This window comes from Paenibacillus sp. J31R98, from assembly GCF_056269245.1.
Map to the genome: position 1 here is coordinate 255680 of NZ_JBWDNO010000004.1, position 20105 is coordinate 275784.

Consider the following 20105-nt stretch of genomic DNA (forward strand, 5'->3'; position numbering starts at 1 on the left):
GGGCAAATGTCCATGCCCTCGCTCATAAAATAACGTTAGGTGATGCTGATGGAAAAGAGGAAAAAGAAAAAATCATTCAACATCCGAATCGTTAGAGTTGGCGATAATCCAGACGAAGTTATTCGTGCTATCGTCAAGGAGAGGATACAAGCAGTACTTGCAAAAAACGGCCTTGTATCGGATAATCTTGATGAAGTTCTGTGCAAATACATTTCGGAGGAAATGCGTAATGAGCAAAATGGGTGAAGATCGTTTATATGTTCGTGTCTCAACAATGAAGGATTCGCAGAAAGATAGCCCTGAACACCAGGAAGCTTTTATACGCGAGCATGCCGGCAGAATGGGAACTCATTTCTCCGATAATGCGGTTTATGAAGATAGAGATTCAGCAACGAGCATCGTTGCTCGAGAAGATGTTCAGAAAATGATTGCAGATGCAAAAAGGGGAGAAATCAGATCACTCTGGTTTGCTTCCCTTTCCCGATTCAGTAGGGATGCTCTGGATGCCATTTCGCTAAAGAGGATTCTTGTGAATGCTCTGAAAATCCGGGTTGTATCGATTGAGGATGCTTACGATTCTGGAATCAAAGATGATGAATTGCTGTTTGGTATCAAATCCGTGGTTAACCAAAATACGAGCGGTGATATTAGCATCTCATCTCGTCGCGGTATTCGTCAGTCAGCAATGGACGGCAATTATACTGGCAGCATCCCGCCGTTTGGTTATAAAAAAGTCGAAGTGACGAATCCAGGCGGTAAAAAAGCAAAAAGAAAGACCTTAGAGGTCATTCCAGAACAAGCAGAGATAGTTAAATTGATTTTTGATTTGTATGTGAACGGAAGTATGGGCGAAAAATCGATTGTAAACTTCCTGAATGGCGACAATGGGAGTCGTGAGTCGATACCATCGTATAAAGGCGGACTGTGGGGCCTTTCCACTGTTCAACGCATATTACAGAATGAGAATTACACTGGTTACACTATTTTCGGGCGGCACACAGTTGAAGTTTCTTATAACGATTTGAACGACTTGATGGATCGCGGTAAGAAATTAGTTCAGAAGCCGAAAGACCAATGGGAACGAACCAATTTTCCGACGCACGAAGCAATAATCTCAAAAGAAATGTTTGATCAAGCCCAGGAGCTTAGATTAATACGAGGCGGTGGGGCTCGAGGTGGGCGGAGATCATTCGTTAACGTTTTCGCCAAGATGATGTTTTGCGCTGAATGCGGATCTGCCATGGTCACTATGTCAACCTTGAAGAAGGAAAAGCAATATCGTTATCTGATGTGTTCGCGCCGGCGTCGCGTTGGTGAAGTTGGCTGCCGAAATGGTAAATGGATAGAGTATTACGATCTCAAAGATGCATTGATTCAAGAGATAATTACATTGATTCGCAACGCTGTCTCTGCTTTCGAAGGTAAAGGCGGGATCGAGGCGATTAGTGCGAGGCTGCCGAAGAATAGTTACGACAAGGATATTGGCAAACTCGAAAAGAAGATTGCAGATAACCGAAAGCTTCTCTTCGAGATCCGCCGTCAGAACATGCTTGGTGAACTGGATAATGAGCAGTATAGCTTTGAGAAAGAGATGTATGAGAAGGAGCTCGAGGATTGCAACAAGAAGCTTCAGGTTATGGAAGCTAGTCAGAAGCAAATTCTTGATATCGAGAAAAACATGAAGGAAGTTCGTCGCACGCTGGACGAGCTGATGAGTATAAATTCATACGACGATGACATTGAGAAAACACGGTTACTTTTGCTACGTGTCATACGTAGAATCGAGATTGATAAGGACGGAGAAACCTACGTACAGACAATAATCTAATAAAAAGACCTCACTCAGTTCTCAAGTGAGGTCTTTACTTTTGCCCAAAATTCATTCCATTTAACAAAGTTAGTTAATTGTTCTGCAATATAGACAGGGTCAGGAACGTAAAAATATGGGCTCCATTGAATTGAATTACTTGAATATTTAGGGTTAGCTCCAACCTTGAATACAATTTCATTCCTGTATTCAAGTAAATCGAGCTCTTTTCGTTTGTCTGAAGCAGTTACTGCAACTCGAGCCCAGAAACCGTTTGATGCCCATTCTCTTGGTTTGAAGTAAAGAAAAAAATCATTTTTTGCATTTATATCCCCGTAATCATCAGATCTGTAAACTTCAAAAGAGAAGTGTGAGCTTGAGCTACTTGATAAATATTTTAATAAATCAAGTACAATTAATTCTTTAATAAACCCTGCGTAAGCTGATAATCGACGCTCTAATACCAGGAGGCTAAAGCTTTTAGCAATTTTCGCTAGTCTCACAGTTGGACTTTCGTGTGGAGTTACATTTGTTCTTAATTTAGCAATAGCAACTAAGCTTTGTTGCAATTCAGCTGCTTTCTTTTTGTAGATAGAAGTTGAATTATTTTTGTCGCCTTGCTCCTTCATTAATTCATCAAGAGAAATTTGAAAATCTCGAAATGACATCCATTTATTTTCTTCAATTCCATATCCAATAGTAGCACTTCTCATGTTATACGGTACAAGGTCATTACTATCGTCTCGTTGCTTTCCAATACCTAATTTATTCCAAGAAGAAACACTACCTATTTCACTTCTTGGGTTAGACTCCGAAGCCAAATCGATAGTTGTATCATTTGATGATGAATTAAGATTAGATTGATACCACTTATAAATGCTTCTATTGTTAAAACCAGTTATTGGTCTTTGCCAAATAATTTGGAAGTCTTTCAGTTTTTCGCCTGAAGGTAATGATAATACGTTCTCGAGTTCAGGATGTTGACTTTGCAAACTCCCTACAGAGAGGCGATACTCATGGGGGACTATAGAATAGTTAGGCATGTTCATGAAAATTAACGCTCCTCTAATTAAAGTCAACATGTTATAAGCAGGGCAAGCATATTTATCCCTTATCTTTAAATTTGAGGGGGGATATGTCTGCCCGAATTAACCACCTGTAGCCAAGGGCAAGATCAAGAATTACCGATTGAGCTCCCATACCACTTATTCGGTCTGACGTCGTGGCAAGATGATGATTTCCTTACTGCACTCTTTGAGGCAGTTGCTCAGGAGATCGAGTCGAGTGACGATCAAGAGCGGGCAAAAACTATAACCGCATAACAGCTTATAAAAACTAGCCCCATTTCTGGGGCTAGTTTTTATTTTTGCCTCTTCAGACAGTCTTTATTCAAATAAGAATTACATCTGAATTATTACGTTATTGAAAGTACATTTCCTTGGAAATGTGGTTTCGAACAGTTTTCTCGCTGATAAATAGCTGCTGTGCAATATCTCTCGTTGTTTTATCCTGTACTAACAGCTCGAAAACCTCGCGTTCACGATGAGTTAAAAGAAACTTGCTCTTCTGGTCGTTACCCATTAATTTTGTCACCCCTCCTTGCTCGGGTTTTTATGTTTTACAAGGTTAAGGGATACAGTCAAATTATCTTATGATCAGGCGCCTGTAGTGGTGCGGTATGTCTTGAAAAATGGGCGGGTATTTGTCGTATTGCAGATATCACTGTCGGGCTGATGAGAGACGGGCCTCTTGAGTAGTATTGCGAATGAAAGCAGAAGATCTAGCGAGGGGCCATTTGTCATGAAAAGAAATCAATTATTTATGATCGCTATCGTCTTTGTTTGTGGATTAATAACATTTATTCAAATTAGTTCAAGGAATCAATCTAATGAAAAAGCAACACTGACTGAGTCTATTGCACAGACCGAACCGTAAATCCGTGTATTCCAAATTGGTGTATTAGGTAGTGAAGAATTACTTTCGCCAAATCAATCTTACTTATTATTTCTAGGTAAACAGACCGATGGTGAAGTAGACACCTTCTTTATTAAGGGAGGCAGCCAAGGGTTGGTCGATATAAGTGGTAATCAAACTCATTTTCGGAATAACGTAATGGACGGAGATTATAAGAAAAAATTTATGGCAGTCAAAGACACGGAAAAATCATCTGCATTTGATGATTGGCTGAATAAATAATCATTTAAGCCGTATATGCAAATAAACTGATAATGTGCTTGAGCATTTAACCTGATTGATCAATAGGAGTGTGGTTACGCGTGGAACGTGAACTTGCACTTGAAATTGTCCGAGTCACGGAATTGGCGGCGCTCGCCGCCGCACCGTGGATGGGGCGAGGCGACAAGCATCATGCCGACGAAGCGGCGACGAATGCGATGCGCGGCATGCTCGATTCCGTGTCGATGCGCGGAACGGTCGTCATCGGCGAGGGCGAGATGGATGAGGCGCCGATGCTCTATATCGGCGAAGAGGTAGGAAGCCTTCAAGGGCCAGAGGTGGATGTGGCCGTTGATCCGCTTGAAGGGACAGAGCTTGTTGCGCGCGGGCTCAACAATGCGATGGCGGTTATAGCTGTTGCGCCGAAGGGCAAGCTGCTGCATGCGCCAGATATGTATATGGAGAAGCTTGCGGTCGGTCCGGCCCTTGCCGGCAAGCTTAGCATCGAAGATCCGATTCGCACGACGGTCGAGAAGGCAGCGCTTGTACTGAACAAGAACGTGTCCGATCTGACGGTCATGCTCCTTGATCGCAAACGCCATGCGGACATCATCCGAATGCTGCGCGAGGTAGGGGTTCGCATCAAGTTTCTATCTGATGGCGATGTTGCAGGCGCGATCGCACCGGCATTCCCGGAAGCGGGCATCGACCTGTACGTTGGCTCTGGCGGTGCGCCGGAGGGCGTGCTTGCAGCCGCGGCGCTTAAGTGCTTAGGCGGCGAGATACAAGGGAAACTCATGCCGGAGAATGAAGAGCAGGAGAAACGCTGCATCGCGATGGGGTTAGTCAATCCGCGGAAGCTGCTGCGAATGGATGATATGGTTGGCGATGCGGATGTGATTTTTGCGGCTACAGGGGTGACGCCTGGAGAGTTTCTTGGCGGAGTTACGATGCTGCCTGGGCAGCGTGCAGAGACGCATTCAATCGTTATGCGGGCGAAGACGCGCACGATTCGTTACATCAAGTCGCAGCATTACTTGCCGGGCAAGCCGCTGCTCGGCCAGCTTAATCAGCTTGGCACAAAGGCGTAGCCGATAATTACATGTAAGAAGGACGCTCCCACGGTGCAAACTAGGGGAACGTCCTTTTTTCATTGACTGGATGATTTAAAGAATAGTCCGTCGTAATACTGCAAGTACTGTTCTTTCAACTGTTCAAGCGACAGCCCGCGCTCCTGCGTGAAATAAATGAGCGCAATTGGACTCATCGAGGTGGCGATCTGGAAAGCAGCAAATTCGGCGTCGACGGGACGAATTTCACCGCTTGCTGCGGCATCATCAAGGAGCTTCTTCAGCGTACCGATGCCAAATTTAAACGGTTCGGACTCGAATACGTTAATCTCGTCATTGACGCACCAGTTGTCCGGCTTAATGGCATTGAACCATTTCAATTCTGTTGCAATAAAATCGATCCAGCTCGATAAGAAGCCAGCCATCCTCGTACGCACAGGCTGACTTGCGTTGTTCGCCAATTGAGCCTGCAAGTCATTTGCAAATTTACCGAAGCGGTCGGTTAACAAATCCATGCAAAGCTCAGCTTTCGATGAATAACGCCGGTACAAAGTGCCTTGCCCGACACCCGCGGACTTCGCAATCTGGTGCATGCTGACGCTGTCGATGCCGTGCTCTTCGAACAACTGGGACGCAGTATCAAGTATCAGTTCGCGGTTGCTGGCGGCATCTTTTCTTTCGCTCCGTTGCATCATGAACCATGAACCTCCTGATTTTGAAAAAAATTCACATTGTCTTTCATTGACAACGCGGAGACGGTTCATGTAAGCTGAAAAGTAAGCGGACAATTGTCCATTTACTAAATAAACCGTCAAGTTTCGTTAGGCTATAGTGCCTACATTGTACTCCTTACGATTATTGGGGGTCAATGCAGCCGTAGCAAAAGAAGCTGAAGAGACGGAAATTTTAAAGGAGCTGGAGGGTTAAACTATGTCTGCACAAGCAGCATCAGCTGCAAGAAGCGAAGAGCCGTTCTCCATTCGGAAGATTTTGGGCCCGCTCGCAGCAATTATTATCGGTATTTTTATGGTTGTCCTTGACGGCACAGCAGTTAACGTAGCTATTCCAGGTCTCGTTGAAGAGTTCCACACGACGACGCAAGTCGTATCGTGGACGGTAACGGGCTATGCGCTGGCTCAGGCGGCGGTAATTCCGCTCGCGGGCTGGTTGTCTGACCGCTTCGGGGCGAAGCAGGTATTCCTGATCTCGGTGTTTCTGTTCACGGTCGGATCACTTCTCTGCGCACTTGCCACTTCAGTAGAGATGCTCATTACATTCCGTATCATTCAAGGGATCGGCGGCGGTATGGTGCTTCCGATTGCAATGGCGTTCACGTATCGTTTAAGCCCGCCTGATAAAGTCGGTGCGGTTATGGGTATGATGGGGATTCCAATCCTGCTTGCACCGGCGCTTGGACCTGTTCTTGCTGGTTACCTCGTGGACTATGTAAGCTGGAAATGGTTGTTCCTGATCAATCTGCCAATCGGCGCAATTGGTATTCTTCTTGGTATTCGCACGCTTCCGCGTATTGAGCGTCAGGCGGTTGCTGCGCTCGATAAGCTTGGATTTATCCTTGCTCCAATTGCTTTCGCAGGCTTGTCTTATGGCGTAAGTGAAGGTGCAGTTAGCTGGACAGCTGCCAAAACAATCGGCGGTATCACGATTGGCGCAATCGCACTTATTCTGTTCGTTATCGTTGAGCTTACCCGCAAAGAGCCGCTGCTCGAGCTGCGCGTATTCCGCTCTTCGGACTTCTCTCGCGGCATCGTGGTTCAATGGATTTCCCAAATCGCGCTGTTCGGCACGATGTTCCTTGTACCTATGCTGCTTCAGCAAGCTCTAGGCTATTCGGCTTTCAAAACAGGTCTGATTATGCTCCCGCAAGCGATCGCAGCCGGTCTGTTCATGCCTATCGGCGGCAAGCTGTTTGACAAAGTCGGCGCAAGACCGCTTGTATTCATCGGTATGGTGCTCGTTACAGTCGCTTCGTTCATTCTGTCCAGAGTTGATGAAGCGTCCGGTTTGATGATGATCATGGTACCGCTGGCATTGCTTGGCGCTGGCATGGGTCTGTCGATGATGCCGCTCAACACGCATCTGATGCAATCCGCACCGCGTGATCTCGTAAGCCGCGTAACGTCGCTGACAAACGCCGCGCAGCAAGTCATGACGTCGTTCGCTGTAGCAGGTCTTGCAACGATTCTTGCAAAGCGAATGACCATTTATGCTCCAACAGCGAAGAGCCAGCTCGCAGCATTCTCGAACTCGTTCGGCGACACGTTCCTCGTGCTTACGTTCATCGCAGCTTTCGGCGCAGTGCTTGGTCTTGTGCTTCGCAGACCTCAGCCGGTCGAAGGTGAAGAAGGCAATCGTCCTGAAATGATGATGCACGTCGGATAAAAATAAAAACTGCCCAGCAGGTCAAGGGATTGACTTGCTGGGCAGTTTTTCGTGGTTTAGTGGGAAAAAGTCGGCGAGTTGGGAGAACATATGTGTTCTCTCGCGCCTTCTCCCTCCTCTAAAATATCCGCCAATCCAGCGCAGTAGACATCGTCTCCAGCAGATGAACGCCAGCGGTGCTGTTGCCTTTGCTGCCGAGCGCCGGACCAATGACGCCGATGCCGTATTCTCCTGGCACGAGCGCCAGGATGCCGCCGGATACGCCACTCTTCGCGGGGATGCCGACCTTAATGGCGAATTCGCCGGAGGCGTTATACATGCCGCACATAATCATGAAGGTCTTCGCAATCTGCACGTAACGCCGAGGAATGACTTCGCGGCCAGTCAGTGGGTCTGTGCCATCGAAAGCTAGCAGAAGCGCCATGCGCGCCAATTGCTCGCATGTCACATCAACCGAGCAGTGCTTGAAGTATACCTGCAGCACCTCTTCGACATCGACCTCTTCTCCAAGCACTTCATTGTCTTTAAGGAAGTAAGCGAGCGAACGATTGCGGTGCGCCGTTGCGGATTCCGAACGGAAGACGTCCTCGTTCACCGCGAGGTTCGCCCCGCCTGCCGCTTCGCTGAAGAAGGCAAGTATCCGTTCGGTCTTGGCTGCAGGCGTATCGCCATGGATGAGTGACGACACGGCTATCGCTCCGGCATTAATCAGTGGGTTGAACGGTTTGCCTGGCTCAACAAGCTCAAGCTTCAGCATCGAATTGAAATCATCGCCAGTCGGCTCCATGCCGACCTTGGCGAACACGCCATCCTCGCCATTATCCATGAGCGCGAGCAGCAACGTGAACACCTTCGAGATGCTTTGCATCGTGAACGGAAAGTCCGTTTCTCCGGCACGAATCATTTCGCCGCTCCGCCCCAACACGGTGACACCGAGCGCATGTGCCGGAGCTTTCGCCAACTCTGGAATATACGAGGCGACCACGCCATCGTTTGTGTAATTGCGACTTGCCTCTACCCATTGAGGCAGTGCCGCACGCAACTGATCGATCTTCATAATAACGCCTACTTTCCTGATGGCTATACTGAACATCCTTGTATATGCTACTAGTGTACGTTCCTCCAAAGAGGCACGGCAAGTATAATCTGCAGGCGATTATTGCATCTACCGCGCCATGCGATCATCGTGTACAATAATGGAAACAGATTTCCATTCAGCGCTTGTCACAAGGGCAGGCAGGAGGCATTATGATCAAAATCGTTCTTTTTGGCTTATTGTGGTGGCTCACCGGAAGCCCGTTTCTGGCCGTTCTCGTGCTGCTTGGCATCCTGTATGTACTGGATCGCCGCTTTATCGGCTTGACGCCAAGTTTCGTGAAGCCGATGCGAAGGCTCGGCACCATTAGAAGGCTTCGCCAGCAAGTGGCGATGAACCCGAATGACGTTCCAGCCAAGCATGAACTGGGCCGCTTGCTTATCGAACGCAAAAAGTACAAGGAAGCGAAAGAATGGCTCATGCCGCTTCAGGATGCGCTCGAGCATTCCGCGGAGTTCTGGGATGACCTCGGTGCTTGCCTGATGCATCTGCAGGAGACGGATGCAGCGGAAGCGGCGCTTCACAATGCACTGTCCATTAATCCGCGCGTGAAATATGGGACGTCTTACTTGCGCTTAGCTGCTATTGAAGCGAAGAAGGATCCGCAGAAGGCCATTCTTCATCTGGAGTCGTTCCGCACGATCCATTCTTCGTCGATTGAAGCCTATTACAAGCTGGCTAACCTTTATGAGCAGCTGGGCCGTACAGTAGAAGCGAAGCAAACGTTGACGGAATGCGGCGTCATCTATCGTTCGCTGCCTCGTTACAAGAAGCGACAGGAGCGCAAATGGGCATTGCTCGCTTTTTTGAAGCGAATGAGGAGTTAGGCACGACCGCCTGGGAAACGGGCGGTTCTTTTTCTGTTAATAAATGCTTGTATTCTTACATTGTCACATGGAGCGAAATCATTCATAATTGGGTAGATTTCTATTTCTATCGACAAATATCTACTAATAATGCAATTCGATCGGAGAGTTTTGTTTCATGCGCCGTAATGTATGGCTTTTGGCGATTATTATGATTGCCCTTTTGCTAGGTGTGAACAACACCATCTATTATTTTACAACGAAGGATTCGCTGGAAGACAGCTTGCAGCATGAGCTGGAGTCGGTCGCGAAGCAAATAGAAATTTCGATCGAGCTATCCAGGAACGGCGCGGAAAAATATCAAGAGCAAATTGGCCGTGAGCTGCGCGCCGCGTCGATTGCAACTCAGTTCGCCTTAAGCCCGAACGTCGAGGACGTATCGAACGCCCAGCTCGTTGAGCTGGCGAAGAAGCTGGATATGGTCGACATCACGCTGCTGAAGCGGACCGCTGACAATATCGTGCTCTATAAATCCTCGAATCCCAAGGAGCTTGGCTATAAGACAAACACGTGGAAGCCATGGTATCAAGCGTTTAATGAGCTTTTCGATAAGAGAGATGTATCTATTGATTGGGGCCAGAAGCTGCCGAACTTCTGGACGGGCCCGTTTGAGTTCTCTTCAACGGAGACGAGTTCCGTCCAGAAGTGGGGCTACTACTACGACGGCACGACCAACTATATTCTCGATCCGTATGTCAGCTACGACGGCAGGCAGCTTGCCTATGACGAGGTGACGGGCGTAAGCAAGCTGATCTCCGAAACGCTGAAGCTGAACAAGACGCTCGAAGAGATTACGGTCATTAATCCGGAGACATTCCCGCTTGGCGAGAAGAGCACAATCTCGAATAACGGCGAAGTTGTGAAGCATATGACGCAGAATCCAATCATTGGCGGCTCGTATACCTTCAAGCATCAAGACGATCAGGAGAATGTAAAGCTCGCCTACGAGAAGAATGAGAAGATCACCGAAGATGCCGTCATTAATGGCAAGCATGTCATGAAGGTATTTATTCCGGTTGATGTCCCTGATCAGGTAGCGAGCATGCTGGATGAGAAAGGCCAACCGATTAACCGTTATGTCCTGTCGCTCGTGGCGGACTATGGCATCATTCAGAATTCGCTGGATAAGCAGTTCGTTAATATTGCCATTATCATCGCGATTGTTACCGTGCTTAGCTTGATTGTGGTTTACTGGGCGGTTACAGCCTATCGCAAGTCCAAGGATGAGCTGGCGCGCAGAGCCCAGGAGACGTATCTGGATGAGATGAACAGCCTGTTCCAGTCGATCCGTTCGCAGCGGCATGATTTTGTCAACCATGTGCAGACGATTCAGTCGCTTGCAAGCCTAGGCCGCATGGATGAGCTGAAAGCATACGCCTCTGAATTGACGGGTGAGATCCGGCAGATGAACGATATTATTAATATCGGAAGTCCGGCGATTGCTGCAGTCGTCAGGTCGAAGCTGCTGCAGGCGGAGCCGCTGAAGGTTGATTTCCAGACGGATTTCAGCAACATGAACAAGCTTGAGCTTGGGGTGAAGTCGCTCGATATGACGAGGCTGCTCGGCAATCTGATCGATAACGCGTTCGATGAGGTTGTGAAGTACGAGGAAGCAGAGCGAATGGTTCAGCTCTGTGCAAGCCAGAAGGATGGCTATTTCGAGTTTGTGATGAGCAACACCTGTCACAATGCCGAAGAGCTGGCAGACAAGCCGCTGTTCCAGGCAGGTTATTCGTCTAAGGGCAGCACGCATTCCGGCCTTGGGCTGCATATCGTGAAGTCCATCGTCGAGCAGTATAAAGGAACGATTCGCCTCGTGATTAACGAGCCAAACCAGGTATCTTTTATCGTCAAAATCCCGTGTTAACCAGATGTATCCCTTGCTTTGGAGGAAGCTCCGAGGCAGGGGATTTTTGCTTTTGTAAACAAGGTAGTTCGGGTGAACAGCGAAACTGCTTGTTGAATGTGATATAATGGTTGGAATGGTTGCAAATACAAAGGGGGAGTAAAGTGAGCACGTTTTTTCAGCTGGATGAGCATAGACTTCGGGCGCTAGAGACGGCAATAGCAAGCAACATCCCCCTTGAGGTGCTGGAACGCGGCTTCGATTACTACCGCCGTGAGAAGGTGCTCTCCATACAGGTGATGGAAGGCAATTCAATTTATGGTGCTGTTAAAGGAACCGTTATTTATGCGGTGACACTTGATACGGATGATTTTGGCTTCAGCACGTGCACCTGTCCGAATACAGGCTATTGCAAGCATATGGCAGCCGTGTTCTATGGGTATTATGCATATGCCGGCAAAAGCGCCGATGAGATCCATAATCGTATGCTTTATGGAAATGAGCTGGTCGAGGTAGGCCAGAGCCAGCCTGCTAACGTGGGATCAAACGCGATGTCAGTATCCGGCACAGAGATGGACCCTAAGCAATGGATTGAAGAGATGGACCGGGCGCATGGTGAAGTGTGGCGGCAATGCCGGCATTCGCTTCATCCGCTGCAGGCGGTTCTGTTAAGTATAAAAGCGGTATCCAAGTCATGGGATGACCGGCTTCGCCGCTTGCACTGGATGCATGGTATCCTCTACGTTCTTGAGCAAGCTGAGCGGGCGTATTCCATAACGGATACCTATAGCCGCTATTATTATGAAATGGCTTTCGCACGGATGACAGAGCCGTGGATCAATCAATATTACGAATTAATGGCTGAGCTGAAGCCGCCCGAGATGACTGAGCTGGAACGAGCTGCTGTCGATCGCTTGATAGAGATGTTTCATGAGCGGGACATGGATCGGGATCAGCAACTGCATCGATGGGAATCGCTGTATTTTGCTCTCTGGGGCAAGCTGGTGCATGATGAGGCTTGGACGAGGGCTGAAGAAGATTGGCTGAAGAGCAAGCTGGAATCGACGGTGAGCCCTACGGATCCGGCGGGCATGGGGGGCTTCTTTGCGCCGATGGCGCTCGCTTTCCTAGCTTTTGCCGATGATCGGGACGCGGATGCGATTGATCTACTCGGCAAGACGGGGTTTAATCGGACGGCTCTGCTTGCATGCGATTGTGCCTTGCAGCGGCTTGAAGAACGCAGCTATGCCAAGCTCGAAGGCTGGATTGGTTATTTGTATAGCGGTCTTCTCACCCAGCGCAAGTCAAAAGCATTCGGGCCTTTCCTGTCGATGTGCAGATTAGCTGATATGCAGCAGCCGGACAATCCGAATTGGCAGCAGTATCTCGTCTCATTCCTGCCGCATTCTTATTCTGCCTTGTCGGAGCATTGGCTGGATCGGAAGCAGTACGAACAGTGGGCTGACCTCCAGCTGCTCTTCGGCATAGAGCCTGACGAGATGGATGTTCAGCTCATTCGGGAGATGAGCAAGCTCGCGCCTGGGGCGTTATATCCGCTCTATCATCAAGCGATTGATGGCGCGATCCGGTCACGGAACCGGCAAGGCTACAGGCAAGCAGTCAAGCTGATGAAGAAGCTGGAGAAGCTGTATAAAACGGAGAAGCAAGCAGAGAAATGGAACCGGTACGTGGACGGCATCGTTCGCAAGCACGGACGGCTGCGCGCACTGCAGGAAGAGCTGTGGAGGGGTAAAATCATCACATGAGAGGCTATTCAATTGCAGATATTATCGTCGTAGACGGGTTCTGGAAAGCAGGAGAAGGCATTGTGCTGTCCACTCCTCATGCGGCCGGCCTTACGATTCGGATGCGAAAGCTGCTGTTTGCCTGGCATGAGGCTTCATGGTATGGCGCGGACATTGAAGAGCGATCGGATGAACGGCTGAAGCGAATTGAATTGACCGTTCCCTCATCGCTGGCGATGGATTACTTGTCGTCTCCGAAGCCGGCAAGGCTGCTGAGAGTGGAATGGACAGAACGCGTGCAAGCGCTGTCGAAGCTGGCAGAGCTGCTTCGTCAGGCGCTGTTAAGCGGATGGTACGCACCAGATTGGTCGCGTTGGCGTGCCGAAGCAAGAGCATGGCGACTTGAAATTCCGCGCAGCGAGCAGGTGACTCTCGAGGCATGGCGTGAGCTGGTGCCGCAGCTTGAGAAGCAAGGCGATCTCGAAGCGGTGCAGGGCTGGCTGAGCGGCATTGTGGAAGAACTGATTGAGAGCGATGAAGCGGCAGGTGTGGCTTGGCGCAAAGCTGCTGCGCTTGCGGGCGAAGGCGCACTTATGATGAAGGCAGCCGACGAGGATGACTGGCTCGTGTCGATTGGCATGAAGCAGGATCAGGTGCCGTTTCGGACGGCACTTCAGCTGCTGGAGCCGAACGAGCAGCAGGGCTGGCGGCTGCGTCCTGCCGTGCAGGAGCGGGCGGAAGGCGGCCGCTGGCTGACGCTTGCGCCGGCCGCATCGCCATACGAAGAAGATGGCGCCGTGCCGCGGTTCGTGTTGCCGGAGGATGCACCGTCCGAATGGCAGGCGTATTTCGCGGATCGGCTGCGCAAGGAAGAACAGAAATGGGCGACTGCGCTGCCGGAATGGGTGCTTCCCGAATCGGCAGGCCGCGCCGGCGCAGCGGCAGGTCTCATTCGGACAGAGCTAACCGATGAGCAGGCGTTCGAGTTTCTCGAGCATGAGAGCGTCAAGCTGCTCGCCGCCGGCTGCTCCGTCCTGCTGCCGGCTTGGTGGGAAGCAGCGCGCAATCGGAGGATGAAGCTGAAAGCGAAGGTGCGCTCGTCGGTTGGCTCTGGCGAGCAGTCGATGTTCGGGCTTCAGCAGATTGTTGATTTTGACTGGAAGCTTGCCGTGGGCAATGTCGATATGAGCGAAGCGGAGTTTATGAAGCTAGCGATGGAGAACCGCCGTCTCATGCAGATCGGCGGCGAATGGGTACATCTCGATCCTGGCGATATGGAGCGGCTGCGCAAGTGGCTGAAGAAGAACGGCGGCAAGCACGGGCTGTCGATGCGCGATGTGTTCGAGATGCATTTGCGCGGCGGAGCGGAGCTGGAAGCAGAGAACGAGCTCGAGGACGCGCTGGTCGCTGAAGTCGAGCTCAATGAGCATTTGACTGCGTGGATCGCGCAGCTTGGCGAAGCATCCGATCTGCCTCTTATTGAGAAGCCGGAAGCGTTCCAGGGCGAGCTACGCCATTATCAGCTGCAAGGGGTATCCTGGCTTGCGTTCTTGCGCAAGTTCGGACTCGGTGCCTGTCTTGCCGACGATATGGGTCTTGGCAAGACGATACAGTTCACGGCCTATCTGCAGCATGTGCTGGAGAGCGGCAGACTGGGTCCTTCGCTCCTTATCTGTCCGACGTCGGTTATCGGCAACTGGGAGAAGGAGCTGGAGCGGTTCGCGCCGGGCTTGCGCGTTCTCGTGCATTACGGTCCGAAGCGAGCTCGTGGCGAGCAATTCGTTCTTGAAGCGGGTGAGGTGGATCTCGTTATCACTTCTTACACGCTTGCACCGCTCGATGAAGAAGAGATCGGCCACATATCATGGGACATTATCTGCCTGGATGAAGCGCAGAATATTAAAAATTACTACACGAAGCAGTCTGCAGCGATCCGCGGCTTCTCGGCACAGCATCGCATTGCTTTGACGGGTACGCCGATGGAGAACAGGCTGACGGAGCTGTGGTCGCTGTATGATTTTACGAATCCGGGCTATCTTGGTTCGTTGAATGAATTCCGCAAGGCGGTCGTGCTCCCGATCGAGAAGGAGCGCGACGAGAAACTCATCGCCGAGCTGCAGCGCTGGGTGAAGCCGTTCATGCTGCGGAGGCTCAAGAAGGATCCGTCCATCCAGCTGGCGCTGCCTGAGAAGAATGAGATGCGCACGTACTTGTCGCTCACGGTGGAGCAAGGTGCGCTGTATGAGAATATTGTATCGACGCTGATGAACCAGCTTGAGACAGCAGGCGTGTTCCAACGGCGCGGCATCATTCTGTCGGCGCTGACGCGGCTCAAGCAGGTGTGCGATCATCCGAGCTTGCTGCTCAAGGAGGATGCCACTCTGCTGAAGAACGCTTGGGATCCGGAGCGCTCCAACAAAGTGCTGCGTGTGCTTGAGATGGTGGAGGAAATTGCAGCGGAGGGTGAGCGCTGCCTGATCTTCACACAGTATGTGGAGATGGGTCATACGCTGAAGCGGCTGCTAGAAGAGCGGCTGGGTCTGCCGACGCCTTATCTGTACGGCGGTGTACCTAAGGCGGATCGGGACCGCATGATCGAGACATTCCAGAACGAACAGGAGCCGGGCTGTGCGTTCGTTCTCTCACTAAAGGCTGGCGGAACGGGCCTAAACTTGACGGCGGCGAACCACGTCATTCACTTCGACCGATGGTGGAACCCGGCGGTAGAGAATCAGGCGACGGACCGCGCTTTCCGGATCGGTCAAACCCGCAACGTGCAGGTGCATAAGTATGTCACGCTCGGTACGCTAGAAGAGCGGATCGACGATATGATTACACGCAAGCAAATGCTAAACGATCAGGTTGTGAGCCAATCGGAGAATTGGATTACCGAGATGTCGACCGACGATCTTCGCGAGTTGTTTACACTGCGCAAGCATCGTCTGAAAGGTTAAGGAAGGGTGGCAGCGTAAGCGATGGTGGAGAAGGAAGTGCAAACGCCAGCAGCGACGACGAACGAGGAAGCAGCCTCGGAGTTGCAGCAGGCACAGCAGCCGGAAGCATCCGATCTAAGCGAACTCGCAGAGGCACAGGTCATCGGACCCGAAGGAGCCGCCCCGCACTGGCGCGAATTCTATCAAGCGATTCGTGACGCCGTAGAAGCGATGCGATCGGATAATAGCTAGCTAGTTTACGCGCAAGCGTAGCAAGGATATAATCAAAGCAGCGGAAGCACCGCCAAGACGTAGATGTTCTACGGCTTGGTTGGTGCTTTTTTTTGTTTTGAACCTCTAGAGTAAAGGAGGCGGCTAATGGCAATTGATCATGACCGCTTGTTTAAAGAGATGATCCGCACGTATTTCGAGGAGTTTATGCTGCTTTTCTTTCCGCAAGCCTTTGAAGCTATCGACTTTGCAAATTTGACGTTCTTGTCGGAGGAGCTGTTTACGGATGTTGTGGCAGGGGAAAAGTATAAGGTGGATTTCCTGATCGAAACGAAGCTGAAGGGTGAAGAGGCGATCATTATTGTGCATCTGGAGTCGCAAGCACAGTGGCAGCGAGGGTTTCCAGAGAGGATGTTTATTTACTTCGGCAGGTTGTACGAGAAGTATCGAAGGCCGATTCTGCCCATTGCTATATTCAGTTATGACGAGGCTAGAGACGAGCCTGATTCGTTCCACTTGCATTTACCTTTCCAGCAGGTGCTTGATTTCAACTATTGCATCGTAGAATTGCGCAAGAAAGATTGGCGGCAATATATCAAGCAGGACAATCCGATCGCTGCTGCGCTGCTCTGCAAGATGGGGTATACTAAAGAAGAGAAAGTACAAGTGAAGAAAGAGTTTCTGCGGATGCTGGTTCGGCTCGAGATTGACCCGGCGCGGATGCGGTTGATAACCGGATTTTTTGATACGTATTTAATATTGGATGACATAGAGAAGCAAGAGTTGGAACGGGAAATTCAAATGCTGGCACAAACGGAGGAGGAGAAAGTCGTGGAATTGATGGAATTGAAGACGCAATGGGAGAAGGACGCGGAGTTGAAAGGGATGCTCGCTGGTCAGATTGCAGGTAAAATTGCAGGCGCCATCGAGTCCGATCGCAAAATGCTAGGCAAATTCATTAAATCGCAGTTCGGCGATGCATGCGGCGAGATGCTCAGGCAGCTGGAGCAAATTTCTGATCTGGACATACTGGACAGTCTCTCAGACCGTCTATTCCAAGCTCGCCAGCTAGAGGATGCGCAGAAGCTAATGGATGAGGCATATCAAGAACAGCTACGGCTGCGCTAAACAAGAAGCATAACCGTTACAGAGGCGATGATCTCGGGCAACCAAGCCTGGACACGCCTCTTTTATTTTTGGTAAATGGGACTTTCGCGTTTGGTATTCTTATCCTAGTTCTCTATAATAGAGAAGGGAGACTTTTCCTGCTAGAGACGCTAGACCATTATCCATGATAGAGGAGCTGTGGAAATCGAGATGAAGTATACGTATTTGGGACGTTCTGGTTTGAAGGTAAGCCGTCTTTGCCTTGGCACAATGAACTTCGGAGTCGATACGGACGAACAGGAATCATTCCGCATTATGGATGCCGCTTTGGACGCGGGCATCAACTTCTTTGACACGGCGAACATCTATGGTTGGGGCGAGAATGCCGGCCGCACGGAAGAAATTATCGGCCGCTGGTTCAAGCAGGGCGGCGGACGCCGTGAGCGTACCGTGCTCGCTACGAAATTTTACGGAGATATGCACGATAAGCATGACGGTCCGAACCGTGACGGGGGATTGTCTTCTTATAAGCTGCGGCGCCATCTGGAAGCATCCTTGCAGCGCATGCAAACCGATCACATCGAGCTGTACCAGATGCATCACGTGGACCGCAATGTGAGCTGGGACGAGCTGTGGAACGGATTCAGCGCAGCGCAGACGCAAGGCAAGATCGGTTATGTCGGCGCGAGCAACTTCGCTGGCTGGGATCTAGCGGTTGCGCAAGGCGAAGCGAAAGCGCGCGGAATACTTGGACTCGTATCGGAACAACATAAATATAACCTGCTTTGCCGTTTGCCGGAGCTTGAAGTATTGCCTGCGGCTCAAGGTCTTGGCATCGGCGTCATTCCTTGGAGCCCGCTTGACGGCGGCTTGCTTGCTGGCAATGCGCGTCATGGCGGAGGCGGCAAGCGCAGCGGCAATTCGGAACGTCTCGAGAAGCATGCGGCGCAACTGGCCGCTTACGGCGAGCTCTGCGACGAGCTTGGCGAACGCGAAGACGTTGTATCTCTGGCATGGCTGCTGGCGAACCCGGCGGTAACCGCTCCGATTATCGGCGTGCGTACGGTCGATCAGTTCGAACGCTCGCTGCGCGCTGTCGAGCTGGAGCTGGATGAAGCAACACTCAAACGGATCGACGAGATCTTCCCAGGTCCAGGCGGAGAAGCTCCTCGCGCATACGCGTGGTAAGCAATTTCCGTTAGCTAATCTGTTACAAAGGATACTATTCTCTGCATGTAAACGCTGCCCACAGGATTTTCACCTCCTGTGGGTCGTTTATTATTCCCCCTTCTTTTACAGACCGCCCAAAAGTATCCCAAACCCGTTGTAATTTCGACCTCCTGCGTTTTTGGAGCGCCCTCTATAATTCAAAGTGTAAGGGAAAGCGGTAATCATTTACTCACATTGGGGGGCTTTTTAATGAAGAAAGGGTTAACAGTTGCTGCAGTGACGCTTATGAGCGCATCTCTTGTACTTTCCGCTTGCGGTTCCAAGGATGACAATACAAATACGAACAGCAGCAAGAATAATACGGCGAATACAAGCACAAACACGACGACGGACAATACAACTACAGATAATGCTCCGGCGGCTAAAGACGTGAAGATCTCACTGCGTCACACCCAAATTAAAGAAACGAGCAAGGTTCGGTTGAAAATCCTGCAAGATGTTGTTGCAAAGACGGAATCCGAGAACCCTGGTCTGAAAATCAGCATGGAAGGCATCGACGAGGTCGTTAACCGCGATCAGAAGCTGAAAGCGGAGATGGCTGCAGGCAATCCTCCGGATATCTTCGAAGTATTCGGCGGCGCAGACCTGAACCTGTATGTGAAAGCAGGCCGTATGCTCGATCTGACGCCAATCCTTGACGAGCTCGGCATTAAAGATAAATTCGCAAGCCTCGATGAATTCACGATTGATGGCAAAGTATACGGATTGCCATTCGGCGGTTACAGCGAAGGCGTGTTCTACAACAAGAAGATGTTCGCTGACCTCGGCTTGCAAGTGCCGCAAACCTTCGACGAGTTGATCACGCTCGCGGATGCGGTGAAAGCCAAAGGCAAAACACCGTTTGCGCTCGCTGCGAAGGATGCTTGGGTGAACGGCATGCTCTGGAACACAATTATGGAGCGCCACGTCGGCATCGCAAGCTTCGATAAGCTTGTGACAGGCGAAGCGAAATGGACGGATCCAGACTTCGTAGCGGGCTTCTCCGATTATGCGAAACTCGTGGACAATGACTACTTCACGAAGGGTGCGCTCGGCTTGCCATACGCAGATCAAGGCGCACAATTCCTGAAGGGCGACACAGCCATGGTATTCACAGGCAGTTGGGATGCGAACCGCTTCACAAGTGACGAAGCCGGCGACCTGAAAGGCAACATCGGTTACTTTAACTTCCCGTCCATCACTGGCGGTAAAGGCGATCAAGCTTCGATCAACGCGAGCTACTCGAACGGCTTCGGCTTCTCGTCTAACCTTGACGAAGATCAAAAAGCAGCAGTAACCCTGTTCATCAAAAACTTCTTTAACGAAGAGGTTCAAAAACGTACGCTTCTTGAAGATAAAGTTCTTCCTTCCATGAAGCTGTCGGATATGTCCGGCGTAGATCCATTGATCTCTGATGTGCTCAGCGTAATGGGCAGCGCATCTACCTCCTGGAAAGCATTCGACGCGATCGTACAACCAAGCGTTGGCGCTGATATCGGTGTAGGCTTGCAAGAGCTGATCGGCAAAGTGAAGAAGCCGGATGCTGTGGCGAAAGCGGCGCAAGCGTCGCAAGATAAAGCGAACGCGCAAAAATAATACGAAGCGTTATATGAAACTAAT

At 50.4% G+C, this 20105-nt stretch carries 16 protein-coding genes; 12 read left to right on the top strand and 4 right to left on the bottom strand.

Translation table 11 applies throughout. The features are described 5' to 3' along the window. The first annotated feature begins 48 nt into the window (after positions 1–48). Both AC0YNX_RS17665 and AC0YNX_RS17670 read left to right on the top strand, forming a co-directional pair. The gene (locus AC0YNX_RS17665; RefSeq protein ID WP_475817019.1) at positions 49–246 is read left to right on the top strand and encodes a hypothetical protein; all 198 of its coding nucleotides are present in this window, start codon (positions 49–51) and stop codon (positions 244–246) included. Next, positions 230–1828, top strand: a complete 1599-nt coding sequence (locus AC0YNX_RS17670; protein ID WP_475817020.1) for a recombinase family protein — start codon at positions 230–232, stop codon at positions 1826–1828. Before AC0YNX_RS17665 ends, AC0YNX_RS17670 begins: the two co-directional genes overlap by 17 nt. 14 nt (positions 1829–1842) lie before the next feature. Here the strand turns inward: AC0YNX_RS17670 and AC0YNX_RS17675 are convergent, their stop codons facing one another. Both AC0YNX_RS17675 and AC0YNX_RS17680 read right to left on the bottom strand, forming a co-directional pair. Next, positions 1843–2856 (bottom strand): hypothetical protein, encoded by a 1014-nt coding sequence (locus AC0YNX_RS17675; RefSeq protein WP_475817021.1) that lies wholly within the window; start codon positions 2854–2856, stop codon positions 1843–1845. 370 nt (positions 2857–3226) lie between these two features. Continuing rightward, positions 3227–3388 (bottom strand): LuxR C-terminal-related transcriptional regulator, encoded by a 162-nt coding sequence (locus AC0YNX_RS17680; protein ID WP_475817022.1) that lies wholly within the window; start codon positions 3386–3388, stop codon positions 3227–3229. Positions 3389–4083: 695 nt separating this feature from the next. Here AC0YNX_RS17680 and glpX point away from each other — a divergent pair. After that, entirely contained in the window at positions 4084–5073 is a 990-nt protein-coding gene (glpX, locus tag AC0YNX_RS17685) for a class II fructose-bisphosphatase (RefSeq protein ID WP_475817023.1), read from the top strand. Positions 5074–5132: 59 nt separating this feature from the next. On the opposite strand, the gene AC0YNX_RS17690 is transcribed toward glpX, so the two are convergent. Further along, positions 5133–5747, bottom strand: a complete 615-nt coding sequence (locus AC0YNX_RS17690) for a TetR/AcrR family transcriptional regulator (protein ID WP_475817024.1) — start codon at positions 5745–5747, stop codon at positions 5133–5135. Between the two features lie 235 nt (positions 5748–5982). On the opposite strand from AC0YNX_RS17690, the gene AC0YNX_RS17695 reads away from it, so the two are divergent. Further along, positions 5983–7452 carry a DHA2 family efflux MFS transporter permease subunit gene (locus tag AC0YNX_RS17695; RefSeq protein ID WP_475817025.1) on the top strand — a complete coding sequence of 490 codons (1470 nt, stop codon included), beginning with the start codon at positions 5983–5985 and terminating at the stop codon, positions 7450–7452. Between the two features lie 118 nt (positions 7453–7570). Here AC0YNX_RS17695 and glsA read toward each other — a convergent pair whose 3' ends face one another. Further along, on the bottom strand, positions 7571–8509 hold the full coding sequence (glsA, locus tag AC0YNX_RS17700) for a glutaminase A (RefSeq protein WP_475817026.1): 939 nt from the start codon (positions 8507–8509) through the stop codon (positions 7571–7573). 191 nt (positions 8510–8700) lie between these two features. Between glsA and AC0YNX_RS17705 the strand changes: the two genes are divergently transcribed. The 8 genes from AC0YNX_RS17705 to AC0YNX_RS17740 all read left to right on the top strand — a co-directional run bounded on the left by AC0YNX_RS17705 (position 8701) and on the right by AC0YNX_RS17740 (position 20081). Continuing rightward, positions 8701–9375, top strand: coding sequence for a tetratricopeptide repeat protein (locus AC0YNX_RS17705; RefSeq protein ID WP_475817027.1), 675 nt, complete (start codon positions 8701–8703; stop codon positions 9373–9375). Positions 9376–9532: 157 nt separating this feature from the next. Then, on the top strand, positions 9533–11281 hold the full coding sequence (locus AC0YNX_RS17710; RefSeq protein WP_475817028.1) for a sensor histidine kinase: 1749 nt from the start codon (positions 9533–9535) through the stop codon (positions 11279–11281). Between the two features lie 143 nt (positions 11282–11424). Next, positions 11425–13026, top strand: a complete 1602-nt coding sequence (locus AC0YNX_RS17715; RefSeq protein ID WP_475817029.1) for an SWIM zinc finger family protein — start codon at positions 11425–11427, stop codon at positions 13024–13026. Then, on the top strand, positions 13023–15959 hold the full coding sequence (locus tag AC0YNX_RS17720; RefSeq protein WP_475817030.1) for a DEAD/DEAH box helicase: 2937 nt from the start codon (positions 13023–13025) through the stop codon (positions 15957–15959). The genes AC0YNX_RS17715 and AC0YNX_RS17720 overlap by 4 nt, the downstream gene beginning before the upstream one ends. 21 nt (positions 15960–15980) lie before the next feature. Beyond that, positions 15981–16190, top strand: a complete 210-nt coding sequence (locus AC0YNX_RS17725) for a hypothetical protein (protein ID WP_475817031.1) — start codon at positions 15981–15983, stop codon at positions 16188–16190. A 126-nt stretch (positions 16191–16316) separates the two neighbouring features. Next, complete coding sequence (locus AC0YNX_RS17730; RefSeq protein ID WP_475817032.1) at positions 16317–17297, top strand: Rpn family recombination-promoting nuclease/putative transposase; 981 nt, start codon at positions 16317–16319, stop codon at positions 17295–17297. A gap of 189 nt (positions 17298–17486) precedes the next feature. Then, entirely contained in the window at positions 17487–18464 is a 978-nt protein-coding gene (locus tag AC0YNX_RS17735) for an aldo/keto reductase (protein ID WP_475817033.1), read from the top strand. A 231-nt stretch (positions 18465–18695) separates the two neighbouring features. Next, positions 18696–20081 carry an ABC transporter substrate-binding protein gene (locus tag AC0YNX_RS17740; RefSeq protein WP_475817034.1) on the top strand — a complete coding sequence of 462 codons (1386 nt, stop codon included), beginning with the start codon at positions 18696–18698 and terminating at the stop codon, positions 20079–20081. The last annotated feature ends 24 nt before the right edge of the window (positions 20082–20105 follow it).